The organism is Bradyrhizobium sp. Bra64, from assembly GCF_024519875.1.
In the GTDB taxonomy this organism is placed as follows: domain Bacteria; phylum Pseudomonadota; class Alphaproteobacteria; order Rhizobiales; family Xanthobacteraceae; genus Bradyrhizobium; species Bradyrhizobium japonicum_G.
In genome coordinates, this window is the sequence record NZ_JALJRD010000002.1 from 627,650 (window position 1) to 644,408 (window position 16,759).

Annotated in this window: 11 protein-coding genes; 5 read left to right on the forward strand and 6 right to left on the reverse strand. The window is 65.0% G+C overall.

The annotated features are described in order from the left end of the window. The first annotated feature begins 55 nt into the window (after positions 1–55). From NR187_RS10420 to NR187_RS10430, 3 genes are all read left to right on the forward strand, one after another. Positions 56–436, forward strand: a complete 381-nt coding sequence (locus tag NR187_RS10420) for a VOC family protein (protein WP_211382791.1) — start codon at positions 56–58, stop codon at positions 434–436. Positions 437–588: 152 nt separating this feature from the next. Beyond that, complete coding sequence (locus NR187_RS10425; RefSeq protein ID WP_211382790.1) at positions 589–1,866, forward strand: acyl-CoA dehydrogenase family protein; 1,278 nt, start codon at positions 589–591, stop codon at positions 1,864–1,866. Positions 1,867–2,012: 146 nt separating this feature from the next. Beyond that, a complete protein-coding gene (locus NR187_RS10430) occupies positions 2,013–2,630 on the forward strand; it encodes a flavin reductase family protein (protein WP_211382789.1) in 618 nt (205 codons plus the stop codon). Between the two features lie 63 nt (positions 2,631–2,693). Here the strand turns inward: NR187_RS10430 and yghU are convergent, their stop codons facing one another. Together yghU and NR187_RS10440 are read right to left on the reverse strand one after the other, a co-directional pair. Continuing rightward, entirely contained in the window at positions 2,694–3,566 is an 873-nt protein-coding gene (gene yghU / locus NR187_RS10435) for a glutathione-dependent disulfide-bond oxidoreductase (protein ID WP_256806402.1), read from the reverse strand. Between the two features lie 115 nt (positions 3,567–3,681). Then, complete coding sequence (locus tag NR187_RS10440) at positions 3,682–5,340, reverse strand: NAD(P)/FAD-dependent oxidoreductase (protein WP_211382787.1); 1,659 nt, start codon at positions 5,338–5,340, stop codon at positions 3,682–3,684. 249 nt (positions 5,341–5,589) lie between these two features. Here NR187_RS10440 and NR187_RS10445 point away from each other — a divergent pair, with 249 nt between their 5' ends. Continuing rightward, positions 5,590–6,723 (forward strand): nitronate monooxygenase, encoded by a 1,134-nt coding sequence (locus tag NR187_RS10445; RefSeq protein ID WP_256806403.1) that lies wholly within the window; start codon positions 5,590–5,592, stop codon positions 6,721–6,723. Positions 6,724–6,837: 114 nt separating this feature from the next. Then, positions 6,838–8,355 (forward strand): acetyl-CoA acetyltransferase, encoded by a 1,518-nt coding sequence (locus tag NR187_RS10450; RefSeq protein ID WP_211382785.1) that lies wholly within the window; start codon positions 6,838–6,840, stop codon positions 8,353–8,355. A gap of 106 nt (positions 8,356–8,461) precedes the next feature. On the opposite strand, the gene NR187_RS10455 is transcribed toward NR187_RS10450, so the two are convergent. The 4 genes from NR187_RS10455 to NR187_RS10470 all read right to left on the reverse strand — a co-directional run bounded on the left by NR187_RS10455 (position 8,462) and on the right by NR187_RS10470 (position 16,610). Continuing rightward, positions 8,462–9,658: an efflux RND transporter periplasmic adaptor subunit gene (locus NR187_RS10455; protein ID WP_211382784.1), complete on the reverse strand. Its 1,197-nt coding sequence runs from the start codon at positions 9,656–9,658 to the stop codon at positions 8,462–8,464. Beyond that, entirely contained in the window at positions 9,645–12,824 is a 3,180-nt protein-coding gene (locus tag NR187_RS10460; protein WP_256806404.1) for an efflux RND transporter permease subunit, read from the reverse strand. Before NR187_RS10460 ends, NR187_RS10455 begins: the two co-directional genes overlap by 14 nt. 169 nt (positions 12,825–12,993) lie before the next feature. Beyond that, positions 12,994–14,688 carry a methyl-accepting chemotaxis protein gene (locus NR187_RS10465; RefSeq protein WP_211382782.1) on the reverse strand — a complete coding sequence of 565 codons (1,695 nt, stop codon included), beginning with the start codon at positions 14,686–14,688 and terminating at the stop codon, positions 12,994–12,996. Positions 14,689–14,918: 230 nt separating this feature from the next. Then, entirely contained in the window at positions 14,919–16,610 is a 1,692-nt protein-coding gene (locus NR187_RS10470; protein ID WP_256806405.1) for a methyl-accepting chemotaxis protein, read from the reverse strand. Positions 16,611–16,759: the final 149 nt, after the last annotated feature.

A 16,759-nucleotide genomic window follows, 5' to 3' on the forward strand; every position in this document is an offset into this window, starting at 1 on the left:
GCGCTTTGCCCACCCTACGATGTCTGATTTCGTAAGCGCAAAAGGGGACGGGCAAATGTTTTCCCATATCATGATCGGCACCAACGACCTCGACAAGGCCAAGACGTTCTATGACACGCTGCTCGGCACGCTCGAGGTGCGGCCGGCCAGGGTCGACGGCCATCGCATCTTCTACATCACCAAGACCGGCGTGTTCTCGGTGACGAAGCCGATCAACGGCGAAGCGGCGACGTGCGCGAATGGCGGCACCATCGGCTTTGCCTGCAACTCGCCGGAGCAGGTCGACAAGTGGCACGCCGCCGGCGTCGCTGCTGGCGGAACGCCGATTGAGAATCCGCCCGGCATCCGCGAGGGCGCGGGGAACAAGCTCTATATCGCCTACTTGCGCGACCTTGACGGCAACAAGATCTGCGCGATGCACCGGATGGCGAGCTGACGCACGACGCGACGGCGTTCAAACAACATTTCAAACGCCCTCGCGAAATTCCATCGCGTGGCATGGCCCGCGCGGGGAAATGCACGCTCGCACTTTTGCCGCGCTGCGACTATTCTGTCGTCCAGCACGATCTCAGCGACCCGGGAGGAACAATGACAAAACACACCTATATTCCCCGCACTACCAATTACACCCTCAACCCCGGCGACGAGCTCAACGACCTCCGCATGTCGGACCAGGTCCGGCCGCTCTACGATCACGTCAGGAAGTTCATCCGCGAAACCGTCGAGCCGATGTCGATCGAGTTCGCCAAGGCCGGCGAGGCCAAGGAAGACCGCTGGAGCTTCACGCCCAAGCAGCTCGAGGTGCTGGAAAAGGCCAAGAACAAAGCCAAGCAGGAAGGCCTCTGGAACTTCTTCCTGCCCGATGACGAGACCGGCCAGGGCCTGAAGAACCTCGACTACGCCTATATCGCCTCCGAGCTCGGCAAGAGCCCGCTGGCCTCCGAGACCATGAACTGCTCGGCGCCGGACACCGGCAACATGGAGGTGCTGGAGCGCGTCGGCACCAAGGAGCAGAAGGAGAAGTGGCTGAAGCCGTTGATGAACGGCGAGATCCGCTCGGCCTATGTCATGACCGAGCCGAACGTCGCCTCTTCCGACGCCAAGAACATCTCGACCACGGCAAAGCTCGTCGGCGACGAATGGGTCATCAACGGCGAGAAGTATTACATCTCCGGCGTCGGCGATCCCCGTTGCAAGATCCTCATCGTGATGGTGAAGACCAATCCGGATGCGGCGCCGAGCAAGCAGCAGTCACAGATCCTGGTGCCGCGCGACACGCCCGGCGTCGAGGTGCTCGGGCCCATGTACGTGTTCGGCCAGGACCACGCCCCGCGCGGCCACATGCACATGCGTTTCAACAATGTGCGCGTGCCCAAGGAGAACATTCTGCTGGGCGAAGGCCGCGGTTTCGAGATCTCGCAGCTCCGCCTCGGCCCGGGCCGCATCCATCACTGCATGCGCACCATCGGCAAAGCGGAGAAAGCGCTCGATCTGATGGTGCAGCGTGGCCTGACCCGCGAAGCTTTCGGCAAGAAGATCGCCCATCTCGGCGGCAACATGCAGATCATCGCGCAAGCGCGCTGCGAGATCGAGGCGATGCGGCTGATGGTGCTGAAGGCCGCCAAGGCGATGGACGTGCTCGGCAACAAGGAGGCCCGCGTCTGGGTGTCCATGGTCAAGGCCATGGTGCCGGAGCGCGCCTGCAAGATCATCGACCAGTCGATCCAGATGCACGGCGCCACCGGCATCTCGCACTGGACCCCGCTCGCGGAGATGTACCAGGACGTACGCCATCTGCGCTTCGCGGATGGTCCGGACGAGGTGCACTGGATGGTGGTGGGACGCCACGAGCTCAGCATGGCGTGAGGTCTCGCCTCTTCCCGCTCGGGAAGAGGCGTAGGGTGGGCAAGGCGCGCTCTTCGCGCGCCGTGCCCACCATCGCGAGATCGCAAGAAGTGGTGGGCACGCTTCGCTTTGCCCACCCTACGAAGTTTCACCTCCACGGAGCCACCATGGATTACGCCGCCAGCGATCTGACGCCACGCGAGCGCTACAAGGTGCTGACGTCCTTCATCCTGCCGCGGCCGATCGCGTGGGTAACCACGGTCGGGCCGACCGGCGTGGTCAACGCCGCCCCCTTCAGCTTCTTCAACGCGTTTTGCGAGGATCCGCCGCTGTGCATGTTCGCGGCGAACCGTAAGCCGAACGGACAGGACAAGGACACCTTCCTCAACATCCAGCGCACCGGTGAGTTCGTGGTCAATATCGCCGACGAACCGCTGGCGAAGGCCATGCACGAGAGCAGCGGCGATTTTCCGCCCGACATCGGCGAGCCCGACTATCTCGGGCTCAAGCTCGCGCCCTCGAGCAAGATCGCGGTGCCGCGGCTCGCCGACACGCCCTGGGCGATGGAGTGCAAGCTCTGGAAGATGATCGACGTCAACGACGATCGCCGCCTGATCATGGGCGAAGGCATCCACTTCCACATCCGCGACGAGCTGTGGGACGACAAGGCGATGCGGGTGCACATGGACCGCTATCACCCGATCGGCCGCATGTTCGCCGACCGCTACTGCCGCACGGATGATCGCGTGGTGTTTCCGGCGGCCGAAGGCGCGAAGGGGAAGTAGGCGCGTCGCGGCGAAGGCGCGCTCCCTCGCCCCGCAAGCGGGGCGAGATGAAGCGGCACCGCCCTACATCGCGGGCGCGATCTTGTCCTGCGTCTTGGTCTCGAAATCGGACGCATCGTGCCGCTCGTGGAGCTGGCTGGCGGGATCGCCGGAGACGCGGTTGACCATGCGGCCGCGCTTGACGGCCGGGCGCTTGGCGATCTGGTCGGTCCAGCGCTGCACGTGCTTGTAGTCCTGCACGGACAGGAATTCGCCGGCGCCATAGACCAGCCCCTTGGCGAGCGCGCCGTACCAGGGCCACACTGCGATGTCGGCGATGCTATACTCGCTGCCGGCGAGATATTCGTTGTCGGCGAGGCGCCGGTCGAGCACGTCGAGCTGGCGTTTGGTCTCCATCGCGAAACGGTCGATGGCGTATTCGATCTTGGTCGGCGCATAGGCGTAGAAATGGCCGAAGCCGCCGCCGAGATAGGGCGCGCTGCCCATCTGCCAGAACAGCCAGGACATCGCCTCGGTGCGGGTCTTGATGTCCTTGGGCAGGAAGGCGCCGAACTTCTCGGCGAGGTAGAGCAGGATCGAGCCGGACTCGAATATCCTGATCGGCTCAGGGCCGGAGCGGTCCATCAGCGCCGGAATCTTGGAGTTCGGATTGATGTCGACGAAGCCGCTGCCGAACTGGTCGCCATTGCCTATCCTGATCAGCCAGGCGTCGTATTCGGCGCCCTTGTGCCCGAGCGCCAGCAGTTCCTCCAGCATCACGGTGACCTTGACCCCGTTCGGCGTCGCCAGCGAATAGAGCTGGAAGGGGTGCTTGCCGACCGGCAGCTCCTTGTCATGGGTGGGGCCGGCGATCGGGCGGTTGATGCTGGCGAACTGCCCGCCGTTCTCCTTGTTCCAGGTCCAGACCTTGGGCGGCACGTAAGGGGTGTCGGTCATGCGATGGGCTCCGGCGGAAAGATGCGCCTGCATTAATTAGCCCGCGATTGGCCGATGACAAGTCCTGCCGGCTCTGCGTCCGGCGCGGGCCTCAGGCCGGCGTCATGCATCTGGCCTAACCCGTCACCACCCTGCGCGGCTGCTCCGCCCGCTCCATCACGAATCCCTCATAGCCCTTCGCCGCGACCTCGTCGCAGATCCGCCGGTAGACCCCGACTCCGCCGATATAGGGCATGAAGATGCGCGGCTTGCCCGGGATGTTGGCGCCCATGTACCAGGAATTGGCCTGCGGATAGAGCGTGCCATGGGCGACCTCGTTGACATGGGTCACCCATTTCTCCTCGGCATCCCTGCCCGCCTCCATCGTGGCAAGGCCCTGCTTGCGCATGTGGACGAGGCCATCGGCGATCCAGTCGACATGCTGCTCGATCGACACGATCATGTTGGAGAGCACCGAGGGGCTGCCGGGCCCGGTGATGATAAAGAGATTTGGAAAGCCGGCGCTCATCAGCCCAAGATAGGTCTTCGGGCCTTCCGCCCATTTCTGGTTCAGCGCCTGCCCGCCACGGCCGCGAATGTCGATCTTCGCGACGGATCCGGTCATGGCGTCGAAGCCGGTCGCGAGCACGAGTGCGTCGACCTCGTGGTCCTCCTCCGCGACACGGACCGCGTTCGCCGTGATCTCCTGGATCGGATTGGCCTTGATGTCGACCAGCGAGACATTCGGCCGGTTGAAGGTCGCGAAATAGCCGGTATCGATGCAGATGCGCTTGGTGCCGATCGGATGGCTATCCGGCTGCAGCAGCTTTGCCGTTTCGGGGGCCTTCACGATCTCGGCGATCTTGCCGCGGACGAAATTCGCCGCGGTGTCGTTCGCTGCGCGGTCGAGGCCGAGATTGTTGTAGACATACATGAAGGTGAGTCCGCCGCGCTCCCAGCGGGCCTCGTACTTCCGGAGCCTGGCATCGTCGCTGTCGTCGAGCGCCCCGCAGTCCGGCTGCTCGGCGAAAATGCCGTTGCGCGCGACTTCACGGGCGAAGCGGCGGATCTGCGGATAGTTGTCGCGGAACGTGGTGCGCTCCTCGTCGGTCAGCGCGGCATTGCGGGCAGGAATCGAGAAATTGGCCGTGCGCTGAAACACCGTGAGGTGCCTGGCCTGCTCGGCGATGATTGGTGCGGACTGAATCCCCGATGATCCCGTGCCGATCAGGCCGACGCGCAAGCCGGTGAAGTCAACGCCTCCGTGCGGCCAGCTGCCGGTGTGATAGACAGCGCCCTTGAAGGTCTCGAGACCCTCGATGTCCGGCTTGCGCGCATTCGAGAGGCACCCGGTCGCGAGCACGACGAATTGCGCCTGAACCGTTTTGCCGTCGGCTGTCGTCACCGCCCATCGCCTCGCATGCTCGTCGAACACCGCGCGTTCGACGCCGGTGTCGAACTGGATGTCGCGGCGCAGATCAAAACGGTCGGCGACGTGATTGGCGTATTTCAGGATCTCGGGCTGCGGCGCGTAGCGTTCGCTCCAGTCCCATTCCTGCTGCAGCTCGTCCGAGAACGAGTAGGAATATTGCATGCTCTCGACATCGCAGCGCGCGCCGGGATAGCGGTTCCAGTACCAGGTGCCGCCGACGCCGCCGCCCCGCTCGTAGACACGCACCGAGAAGCCAAGACCGCGCAAGCGGTGCAACATGTACATGCCGGCGAAACCCGCGCCGACGACGACCACGTCATAGGCTTCCGTGGCCTGGACCGGACTCGCTTGCGCTGACGACATCGGCTGGCGCTCCCTTGTTGTTTTCTGTTGTTGGCACCAGCATTCTCTCAGGTCGGCGAAAGCGCAAGAGGCTTATCGGCGCCTGCTGCCCTGCTTATTTTGCGCGGCGGAACGGCCAGCGTACCGCGCGGCGTCTACACGCAAGATGCTCGGCCGAATCCGGAATGGCATCGCGAGCGGCGATAGGCTAGCGTCGCCTTTGCTTCGCCAGCGCAAGCAACAAGAACGCGAGGCCGCCGGGAGAGAACGATGAAATCGCCAATCTGCGACATGCTGGGCATCGAGTTCCCGCTGCTCGCCTTCAGCCATTGCCGCGATGTCGTCGCCGCCGTCAGCCGCGCCGGCGGCTTTGGTGTGCTCGGCGCGACCGTGCACACGCCCGATACGCTTGAGCGCGAGTTGAAATGGATCGACGAGCACGTCGACGGAAAGCCCTACGGCGTCGACGTGCTGATCCCCGAAAACATCTCGACCGCAGGCGAGAAGGACGTCACGTGGAAGAGCCTGGAGGCGCGCGTGCCGCAGGAGCACCGCGACTACACGCGAGGCCTCCTTAAGAAGTACGACATCGAGCTGACCGCAACCAACGTGGCCGACAACCAGCCGCAGCCATTCGATGCGAAGACGGCGCTGCAACTCCTGGAGGTCTCTTTCAACCATCCGATCCGTTTGATCGCCAATGCGCTGGGCGTACCGCCGAAGGCGATGATCGAGATGGGCAAGACGCATGGCGTGCCGGTTGCCGCGCTCGTCGGCGCCAAGGAGCACGCGCTGCGCCAGGTTGCAGCCGGTGTCGATATCCTCGTCGTGCAGGGCACCGAGGCCGGCGGCCATTGCGGCGAGGTCTCGACCTTGGTGCTGGTGCCGGAGGTGATCAAGGCGATCAAGCCGATCCGCGACGTGCCGGTGCTGGCCGCCGGCGGCATCATGACGGGTCGGCAGATGGCGGCCTGCATGGCCATGGGCGCCGCCGGTGCATGGACCGGCTCGGTGTGGCTCGCGACCGTCGAAGCCGAGACCACGGAGATCTTTCGCGAGAAGATGATTGCGGCGTCCTCGCGCGATGCGGTGCGCTCGAAGGGCCGCACCGGGAAGCCGGCGCGGCAGCTTCGCTCGGTTTGGACCGATGCCTGGGACCGCGCGCCGGAAAGTCCCGGCGCGCTGCCGATGCCGCTGCAGAGCATCATCAGCCGCGACGCCTTCAACTCGATCGACCGCGCGGCGGCGAGCGGCAATGCAAGGGCGCGCGATCTCGTGAGTTACTTCGTCGGCCAGGGCGTCGGGTTGATCGACAGCGTGAGGTCGGCCGGTGCCGTGGTGCAGGAGTTCAAGGAAGATTTTGCCGAGGCCGTCGAGCACATGAATGCCCTGGTGGCGGAGTGATCCCTTCTGTCATTGCGAGCGCATCGAAGCAATCCAGAGTCCTTCCGCAGAGGCAGTCTGGATTGCTTCGCTTCGCTCGCAATGACGAAACAACCGATATCGTGAATTGAGGCCATGACCGACAAGACCAATATCCCCGAAGACCGCATCCCCGTCATCGTCGGCATCGGCGAGATCGTCGACCGCCCGAAGGAGATCACCGCGGGCCTCGAGCCGCTCGACCTGCTTGAACAGGCGCTGCGGCGCGCCGAGCAGGATGCCGGCGCAAAGCTGCTCGGCGAGGTGCAGTCGCTCGACGTCGTCAACTTCCTGAGCTGGCGCTATCGCGATCCGGAGAAGCTTTTGGCGCAGCGGCTCGGCATTGCGCCTGCGCATTGCTATTACGGCCCGGTCGGCGGCGAGAGCCCGATCCGCTACATCCACGAGGCGGCAAAGCGCGTCGCGCGCGGCGAATGCACGGTGGCCGCGATCTGCGGCGCGGAAGCGCAGTCGACCGCGACCAAGGCGGAGCGCGCAGGCGCGAAGCTGCCATGGACACCGTTTGCCCATGACGTCGAGGAGCCCAAGCGCGGCGCGGCGTTCCAGAAACCGCTGGCCGTGACGCTCGGCGTGTTCCGCCCCGTCACCGTCTATCCCTTCTATGAGGCGGCCTCCTCCGCGCACTGGGGCCAGACGCCGCGCGAAGCGATGGCGGAATCGGGAACGCTGTGGTCGCGCTATTCGGAAGCCGCCGCGCAAAATCCCAATGCCTGGCTGAAGCGGCGCTATGCGCCTGACGAGATCACGACGCCGACCGCGGACAACCGCCTGATCGCGTGGCCCTACAACAAGCTGATGGTGGCCAACCCAAGCGTCAACATGGGCGGTGCGCTGCTGCTGACCAGCCTCGCCAAGGCCCGCGCGGCCGGCATTGCCGAGGACAAGCTCGTCTACCCGCTCGGCGGCGCCTCGGCGGAAGAGCCGCGCGACTATCTGCTGCGCGACCAGTTTTTCGAGAGCCATCCGCAGAACGCCGTCTTGAAGGCTGCGATGGACCTTGCCGGCGGCGACGGCAAGGCGTTCGACGCGATCGAGTTGTACAGCTGCTTCCCGTGCGTGCCCAAGATGGCGCGTCGGACACTGGGCCTATCCGCCGACGTGCAGCCGACCGTGACCGGCGGCCTCACCTTCTTCGGTGCGCCGCTCAACACCTACATGACGCATGCGGCCTGCGCGATGGTGCGGCGCCTGCGCGACGGCGCAAGGCTTGGCCTGCTCTACGGCCAGGGCGGCTTCGTTACCAAGCATCACGCGCTGGTGGTTTCAAAGATGCCGCCGCGTCAGGCGCTGGCGCAGGAGACGAGCGTGCAGGCGGACGCCGACCGCAACAAGCGCGCGGTGCCGGAGTTCGTCACGGACGCCGGCGGCAAGGGTAAGGTCGAGAGCTTTACGGTGCTCTACGGCCGTGGTGGCGATGTCGAGCACGGCGTGGTGATGCTGCGCACCGAAGACGACCGGCGCACGCTGGCGCGGATTCCGGCGAGCGACACGGCGACGCTGGCGCATCTGCTCAATATGGACCGCACGCCGGTCGGCTCGCTCGGAGAGATCGCGATGGCCGCCGATGGCGTTCCGGAGTGGCGGGTGGCGTAGCGCTCGTAGGTGGGCAAAAGGCGCACTTGCGCCGTGCCCACCATGATTTTCGGGATCGCATAGAGTGATGGGCACGCTTCGCTTTGCCCAACCCTACAAGACAGCCCTACCCCTTCGGCGCCTGCTTCTCCGACGCCGTGGCCGGCTTGCCCTTGGCGCCGGTCACGCGGACCGGGTCGCCGTCGGACAGGCCGTCCGGCGGGGCGGTGATGATGCGGTCGTCGGGAGCAATGCCCGAGGCGAGCTCGATCTCGCGGCCAAGGTCGCGCGCTATCGTCACCGGCTTGAACAAGACCTTGTCGTCTGCGCCGACGGTCGCGACGCGCAAGCCGTTGCCGTTGAAGATCAGGGCGCTTGCCGGGATACTGAGCGGGGTGGAATCGCGCTGGAGGCTCAGCTTCACGCTGGCATAGCCGCCGGGCATCAGCTCGCCGCTGGAATTGTCGAGCCCAAGCTGCATGCGCGTGGTGCCGGAGGCAACGTCGACGGCCTGCGAGGAGGCCTCCACCGTCGCCTGGAAGGTCCGGTTCGGATATTCCGGCATCACGAGGGTGGCCTTGGCGCCGATCTTGATCGCCGGCACGTAGTTCTGGGGCACGTTGACGTAGACGCGCAGCTTGGTGATATCGGAGACCACGAACATCGCCGGGCCCGAGCCGCCGCCGGCATTGATCAGCGCGCCGACATCGGTGTCGCGCGCGGTGACCACGCCGTCGAACGGCACCGTGATCTTCTTGTAGCCGGCCAGCGCTTCCAGCCGCTCGACATTGGCCTGCCCCGAATGCACGGCGGCGTTCTTGTTGGAGAGATCGGCGGTACGCTCGTCGATCTCCTGCGCGGAGACGAAATTGGAGGCGACCAGCGTCTTGCGGCGGTTGAGCGTTGCCTCCGACAGCCGGGCGCTGGCCTGCTGGCTGGCGAGATCGGCGCGGGCCTGCAAGAGCTGCTGATCGAGGTCGGGCGCCTCGATCTCGGCGATCACCTGACCCGCCTTGACGCGGGCGCCGATATCGGCGCTCCAGCTCTTCAAATAACCGGATACGCGGGCGAAGATCGGGGCACGGTAATAGGCCTCCAACCGGCCCGGCAGGTCGAGGTTGGCGTTAAGAGCCCTGGCGTTGGGCAGCGTGACCGCGACGCTGGGAACCGCCTGATCGTCGGTCCATTCCTTCAGCTTGGAGCCCTGCTCCTCGCGGGCCCGGATGCCGGTGCCCACGACGAAGCCAGCCGCAATCAGCACCACCACGCCGAAAATGCCCAGTTTCCGGCGCGACACCGGGGAGCGGGATTCAGTGGGTGACATGCGGGGTCTCCGAGGGGGAGGCGGCCTTGGCGCCTTGCTTCTTGTGTACCATACTGAACACCACGGGAACAAACATCAGCGTGGCGAAGGTTGCAAAGATCAGGCCGCCGATCACGGCCCGGCCGAGCGGTGCATTCTGCTCGCCGCCCTCGCCGAGCCCCAGCGCCATCGGCGCCATGCCGATGATCATGGCGAGCGCGGTCATCAGCACCGGGCGGAACCGGACGAATCCCGCTTCGAGGGCAGCGGCGACGGGGTCACCGAGTTCCTCGTAGCGCTCGCGAGCAAACGAGATCACGAGCACGCTGTTGGCGGTGGCGACGCCCATGCACATGATGGCGCCGGTCAGCGCCGGTACCGACAGCGTCGTCTCGGTCGCGAACAGCATCCAGACGATGCCGGCGAGCGCGGCCGGCAGCGCCGTGATGATCACGAAGGGATCGGACCAGGACTGGAAGTTCACGACGATCAGGAAATAGATCAGCACGACCGCCCCGAGCAGGCCGAACAGCAGGCCGGTGAAGGCGCTGTTCATGGTCTGCACCTGGCCGAGCAGCACGACGGAGGAGCCCTTCGGCACCTCCTTGGCGGTATCGGCGATCAGCTTGCGGATGTCGGTCGCGACCGCGCCGAGATCGCGCCCCGAGGTCGTGGCGAAGATCTGCACCATCGACTGGATGTCGTATTGCGAGACCACCGCGCTCGACGTCGAGCGCTTGATGTCGGCGATGCCGCCGAGGATCGGCGACTGCGCATTGCCGGCCGCGGTGATCGGCAGCGTCTGGAGCGCGCTGAGCGAGTCGATCTGGTATTGCGGCGTCTGCATCACGATCGAGTAGGACACGCCGTTGTCCGGATTGAGGAAGTAGGTCGGCGCGACCTGCGAGGAGCCGGCGAGATTGACCACGAGGCTGTTGGTGACGTCGCGCTCGGTCAGACCGACAAATTGCGCGCGAGTGCGGTCGACATCGATGTTGAAGGTCGGATTGTTCGGCGATTGCTGGATGCGCGCATCGGCAACGCCGGGAATCCTGCGGACCTTGGCCAGCAGATTGTTGGCATAAGCGAAATTGGCACTGATATTGGCGCCGCGAACCTGCAGGTCGATCGGCGCCGGCGCGCCGAAGTTCAGGATCTGGCTGACGATGTCGGCCGGCAGGAAGGCGAAGCTGACGCCCGGGAACAGCCGCGGCAGCTGCTCGCGCAGCACGCGCACATGCTCTTCGGTCGGCTTGTGGCCTTCCTTCAGCTTGATCTGGATGTCGCCGTCCTGCGGGCCGATTACACCCGTGTTGTTGTAGGTCATGTTGATGCCGGAGATCGGCATGCCGATGTTGTCGGTCAGCGTCTCGATCTCGCCCGGGATCAGCTTGCGGATCGCCTTCTGCACGTCGGCGAGCTGGTTGGCAGTCTCCTCGACGCGGGTGCCGACCTGGGTGCGGACATGCATCAGGATGTTGCCGGCATCGACCGCGGGGAAGAAGTTGCGCCCGAGGAACGGCACCAGCGCGAAGGACGCGCCGACCACGCAGAGGAAGCCGATCACGAACACCGCGCGATGGGCCAGTGCGAGGCCGAGAAAGTCATGATAGCCGCCGCGGATGCGCTCGAACCGCGCCTCGAAGCCGCGCTGGAACCAGACGAAAGGATTGCGTGACTTCGGCGGTCCGCCCTCGTGATGGACATGCGCCTGCAACAGGTAGTTCGCCATGGTCGGCACCAGGGTGCGCGACAGGATGAACGACCAGATCATCGCGAACATCACCGCTTCGGCCATCGGCACGAACAGGAAGCGGGCGACGCCGGAGAGGAAGAACATCGGCACGAACACGATGCAGATGCAGAGCAGCGAGACGAAGGCCGGCGTCACGATCTGGTTGGCGCCGTCGAGGATCGACTGCTCGACCGGCTTGCCCTGCTCCAGATGGTAGTTGATGTTCTCGATGGTGACGGTGGCGTCGTCGACGAGGATGCCGACCGCGAGCGCCAGGCCGCCGAGCGTCATGATGTTGAGCGTCTCTCCGATCGCCGACAGCATGATGATGGCGCCGAGCACGGACAGCGGAATCGAGACCGCGATGATGACGGTCGAGCGCCAGCTGCCGAGGAACAGCAGGATCATGACGCTGGTGAGCAGCGCCGCGATCACGCCTTCGAGCGCGACGCCTTCGATCGCACCGCGGACGAACACCGACTGGTCGCCGATGAAGCCGATCTTCAGCGCGTCGGGCAGCTGGTCCTTGACGTCGATCACCTTCTGCTTGATGCCGGCGATGATGTCGAGCGTCGAGGTCGCGCCCGCCTTCAAGACCATCATCAGCACCGAGCGGTTGCCGTCGACGTGGACGATGTTGGTCTGCGGCGGATTGCCGTCGCGCACGGTCGCGACATCGCGCACATATACCATCGCGCCGTTGACGGTCCTGATCGGCAGATTGCCGAGCTCTTCGATCTTGAGCGGCGAGTTGTTGAGCTGGATGTTGTATTCGAACTGGCCGATCTTCTGGGTGCCGACCGGCGTGATCAGGTTTTGCGCGGCGAGCGCGTTGGCGACGTCCTGTCCGGACAGGCCGCGAGACTGGAGCGCGGTCGGGTCGAGGTCGATCTGGACCTGACGCAGCTTGCCACCGAAGGGGTATGGGATCGCCGCGCCGGGCACGGTGACCAGCGGCGTGCGGAGCTGGTTGATGCCGATGTCGGCGAGGTTCTGCTCGGTGAGGCCATCGCCCGACAGAGCCACCTGGATGATCGGCACGGTCGAGGCGGAGTAGTTCAGAATCAATGGCGGCGTCGCGCCCGGCGGCATCTGCTTGATCAGCGTCTGCGAGATCGCGGTGACCTGGGCGTTGGCGGTGCGGATGTCGACATTGGGCTGGAAGAAGATCTTGATGATGCCAAAGCCGTTATAGGAGTTGGCGGTGATGTGCTCGATGTCGTTGACTGTCGTCGTCAGCGCGCGCTGAAATGGCGTGGTGATGCGGCCCGACATCTGGTCGGGCGGCAGGCCGGTGTACTGCCAGACCACGCCGATCACGGGGATGCGGATGTCCGGAAAGATGTCGGTCGGCGTCCGCAGCGCCGCCAGCGGTCCGATGATCAGGAGCAGGAGCGCGAGCACGACAAACGTGTAGGGCCGGCTCAGGGCAATACGGACCAGAGCAATCATTCGCCAGGCAATTCCAGGTCAGGCAGGGATACGGAATCCGCCCCCGCGGGGATCCTCTTTTCCCTTTACCCGAGCACCGCCGGAAACGCTAATGACCGGCGGCTTTCCTGCTTTCACTTCCCTGCTACCGCACTGCGAAATCGGCATCGCAGCTATGCGGCCGAGCGCCTCACGCCGCGCGGACGGAATTCAGGAACTTGCCGACCTCGAGCTTGAGGCGGTTGGAATCGCGGGACAGCATCTGCGCCGCCGACAGCACCTGCGAGGACGCCGATCCGGTTTCGGATGCGCCGCGCTGGACGTCGCCGACATTGGAAGAGACCTGCTGGGTGCCGTTGGCCGCCTGCTGCACGTTGCGGGCGATCTCCTGGGTCGCGGCACCCTGCTCTTCCACGGCAGCCGCAATCGCCGAGGAGATTTCCGACAGGCGCGCGATGGTGTCGCTGATCTGACTGATTGCGGTGACCGAATCCTGCGTCGCCGCCTGGATGCCGCCAATCTGCTGGCCGATCTCGCCGGTCGCCTTCGCGGTCTGCTCGGCCAGCGCCTTTACCTCGGATGCCACCACGGCGAAGCCGCGGCCGGCCTCGCCGGCGCGCGCCGCTTCGATCGTGGCATTCAGTGCCAGCAGGTTGGTCTGACCTGCGATGGCATTGATGAGCTCGACGACGTCGCCGATCCGGGATGCGGCCCGCGACAGCTCGCTGACTCGGTCGGTGGTGGCGTGTGCCTGGCTGACGGCCTCGCCGGCGATCCGCGCGGAGTCCTGGACTTGACGGCTGATTTCGTGGACCGAGGAAGACATCTCTTCGGCAGCCGTTGCCACCGAATGAACGTTGGTCGAGGCTTCCTCGGAGCCGGCGGCAACAACGGTCGCCAGTTCCTGCGCACGGCCGGCGGTCGACGACAGCGTCGAGGCCGATGCTTCGAGCTCGGTCGCGGCCGACGATACGGTTTCCACGATCTCCCCGATCGCGGCCTCGAAGCCATCGGCAAGCTTGGTCATGTCGGCCTTGCGCTGTCCCTCGGCGCGGCGCTGCACCGCCTGCACCTCGTCGCGGCTGAAGCGGATGATGGTCTGCACCGTCTGGAGGTTGCGCAGCGCCTCGCCGATCTCGTCGTCCCGCTCGACGACGATGCGGTTGTCCAGCTTGTCCTGGACGAGATTGACCAGGGTGTCGTTGAGCTGCTGCATCGGCCCTTGAATGGCGCGCATGGTCGCAAATCCGGCGAAGCCGAGGACGGCAGCTCCGGCGACGGCGAGCAGCGCCAGGCTCAGGCTGGTCGAACCGCTGGTCGAGAGCCCCCCGCCGATGCCGAGCGCGAGCACGAAGAGCAGCTGGAGGACCATCGTGGTCACGAGGCGCGCCTTCACCGTCCTGGTGAAGACGCTGAAGCGGTCGAGCAGCGAGCGCCGGCGAATGATGCCGCCGTCGATGCGATAGCCATGGGGCTTCTTGTCGCGAATCGCGGCGTAGACTTCCTCGGCAAGCTTGCGCTGGTCGGCCGGCAGTCTGGTGCGGATCGATGTATAGCCGGTGACCTGGCCGTTCTCGCGGATCGGCGATGCAGTTGCCAGCACCCAGTAGAAATCGCCGTTCTTGCGGCGGTTCTTGACCGCGCCGAGCCACGGCTTGCCGGCTTTCAGCGTGTCCCAGAGGTTGTCGAACGCCTCCGGCGGCATGTCGGGGTGACGGACGATATTGTGCGGCTGCCCCATAAGCTCCGAAGACGTGAAGCCAGCAGCAGCAAGGAAGTCGTCGTTGAAGTAGGCGAGCTTGCCCTTGAGGTCGGTCCTGGAGACGATCAGCGTCTCGTCACTAACGGGATATTCGACCGTGGTGACAGGAAAATTCTTGCGCATCGAGGCCCCCAAAGACGGATGAGTGTGAGATGATTCCAATCAGGGCTGCTACCGGCGGTCCTTGGCCTATTCTTGTAAGCCGAATTTAACTATCGATGAAACGGCCTTCCCGTAAGAATACGGCAAGACCTCACGATGCTACCTGCAGGCGACATCATGCTACCGCCGCAACAAAAAAGAGCGGCGCTTGCGGCGCCGCTCTTTCGTCGATGGGTGATTGGCGCGGAAGCTTACGCCGCGCGGACGTTGGTTAGGAACTTGCCGACTTCGCTCTTCAGCCGTCCCGAGTCGTTCGACAGCATCTGCGCCGCCGACAGCACCTGAGACGAGGCTGTGCCGGTCTCGGTTGCGCCGCGCTGCACGTCGGTGATGTTGGAGGAGACCTGCTGGGTGCCCTGCGCCGCCTGCTGCACGTTGCGGGCGATCTCCTGGGTCGCCGCGCCCTGCTCTTCCACCGCAGCCGCAATGGCCGAGGAGATTTCCGACAGGCGCTCGATGGTCGAGGAGATTTCCTTGATGGCGCCGACCGAATCGTTGGTCGCCGCCTGGATGCCGGATATCTGCTGGCCGATCTCGCCGGTCGCCTTCGCGGTCTGCTCGGCGAGCGCCTTCACTTCGGAGGCCACCACCGCAAAGCCGCGGCCGGCTTCGCCGGCACGGGCGGCTTCGATGGTCGCGTTCAGCGCCAAGAGGTTGGTCTGGCCGGCGATGGTATTGATGAGCTCGACGACGTCGCCGATGCGCGAGGCGGCCTTGGACAGCTCGCTGACGCGCTCGGTCGTGGCGCGGGCCTGGCCGACGGCGTCGCCCGCCATGCGGGCCGATTCCTGGACCTGGCGGCTGATCTCGCCGACCGACGAGGCCATCTCCTCGGTCGCCGAGGCTACCGACTGCACGTTGGTCGAGGCTTCCTCCGACGCACCGGCAACCGTGGTCGCCAGCCGCTGGGAACGGTCGGCGGTCGAGGTCAGCGTCGAGGCGGAGGCCTCCAACTGGGTCGAAGCCGACGACACGGTCTGGACGATCTCGCCGATCATCGTTTCGAATTCGCGGGTGATGTTGTCGACGCGGCGGCCGCGCTCGATCTTGGCTTCGGCATCAGCGGCGGCGGCCTCGTCGGCGGCCTTCTTGGCGATGAGCGCTTCCTTGAAGATCTGGAGCACGTCGGCCATGGCGCCGATCTCCGTCTTCTCGCCGCGGTGCGGGACTTCGGCGGAAAGGTCGCCCTTGCCCAGCGCCTGCATCGGCTCGACGATCGAGTTGATGCCGCTGGAGACGTCCTGGACGAGATAGAAGCCGACCCCGATCCCGATGACAACGGCCGCACCGAGAATGATCGCGACCAGCATGAAGGCGTAATAATAGGTATCGGAGGCGTCGGCGGAGGCCTGATCGCCGCCCTTGGTGTTGAGTTCGATGTCCTTGGCCAGGATGGTGTCAGCCTCGAGCCCGATCTTGTTGACCGTCTTGGAGTTCAGCTCATGCGCGTCATGCGGGACCTTGCCTGCATCCCGACGCGACAGCGCCATGACTTCCTGGGTGCCCTTTTTGTAGTCTTCCCAGCTCTTGGACCACTGACTGTAAAGAGCCTTCTCGTCGGGCGAGGTGATCATCGCCTCATAAGCTTTGCGAAACCTGGTGTTCGCCTCGACCACCGTCGCCAGCGTCTTCTCGGCCGCCAGCTTCTCCTCCAGCGTCTCCGCCAGCATGTGCTCCCGGATGACGTTGCGGTAGGTGATGACGCCGGCGCGCAGGTCGCCGATCACACGCACGCTGGGCATCCAGTTCGTGGTGATGTCGACGGTGTTGGCATTGATGGCCCGCATCTTCATGACGGCGAGCAGGCCCATGCCGGCCATCGCGACCAGCAGGAACGCCACGACACTGATGATCTTGGCGCGGATGGAAATGGTGGTGAGCATAATCGGGTCTCTTTGTGCTGGCGCGCCGGCGCGGCCGAGGTTTTACGAATCAACCAAAGGGAGCAGCACCGACATCCAACACCAGGGCACCTGAGCAGATGTTAACTACGACTCCGTACGAGTACGGAAGCCCGAAACAAATGAACGTG

Bases quoted from the DNA above. Each gene is read 5' to 3' on its own strand.
- NR187_RS10420 (WP_211382791.1), top strand. From the start codon at position 56: ATGTTTTCCCATATCATGATCGGCACCAACGACCTCGACAAGGCCAAG.
- NR187_RS10455 (WP_211382784.1), bottom strand. From the start codon at position 9,658: ATGTCACCCACTGAATCCCGCTCCCCGGTGTCGCGCCGGAAACTGGGC.
- NR187_RS10430 (WP_211382789.1), top strand. From the start codon at position 2,013: ATGGATTACGCCGCCAGCGATCTGACGCCACGCGAGCGCTACAAGGTG.
- NR187_RS10450 (WP_211382785.1), top strand. From the start codon at position 6,838: ATGACCGACAAGACCAATATCCCCGAAGACCGCATCCCCGTCATCGTC.
- NR187_RS10460 (WP_256806404.1), bottom strand. From the start codon at position 12,824: ATGATTGCTCTGGTCCGTATTGCCCTGAGCCGGCCCTACACGTTTGTC.
- yghU (WP_256806402.1), bottom strand. From the start codon at position 3,566: ATGACCGACACCCCTTACGTGCCGCCCAAGGTCTGGACCTGGAACAAG.
- NR187_RS10465 (WP_211382782.1), bottom strand. From the start codon at position 14,688: ATGCGCAAGAATTTTCCTGTCACCACGGTCGAATATCCCGTTAGTGAC.
- NR187_RS10470 (WP_256806405.1), bottom strand. From the start codon at position 16,610: ATGCTCACCACCATTTCCATCCGCGCCAAGATCATCAGTGTCGTGGCG.
- NR187_RS10440 (WP_211382787.1), bottom strand. From the start codon at position 5,340: ATGTCGTCAGCGCAAGCGAGTCCGGTCCAGGCCACGGAAGCCTATGAC.
- NR187_RS10425 (WP_211382790.1), top strand. From the start codon at position 589: ATGACAAAACACACCTATATTCCCCGCACTACCAATTACACCCTCAAC.
- NR187_RS10445 (WP_256806403.1), top strand. From the start codon at position 5,590: ATGAAATCGCCAATCTGCGACATGCTGGGCATCGAGTTCCCGCTGCTC.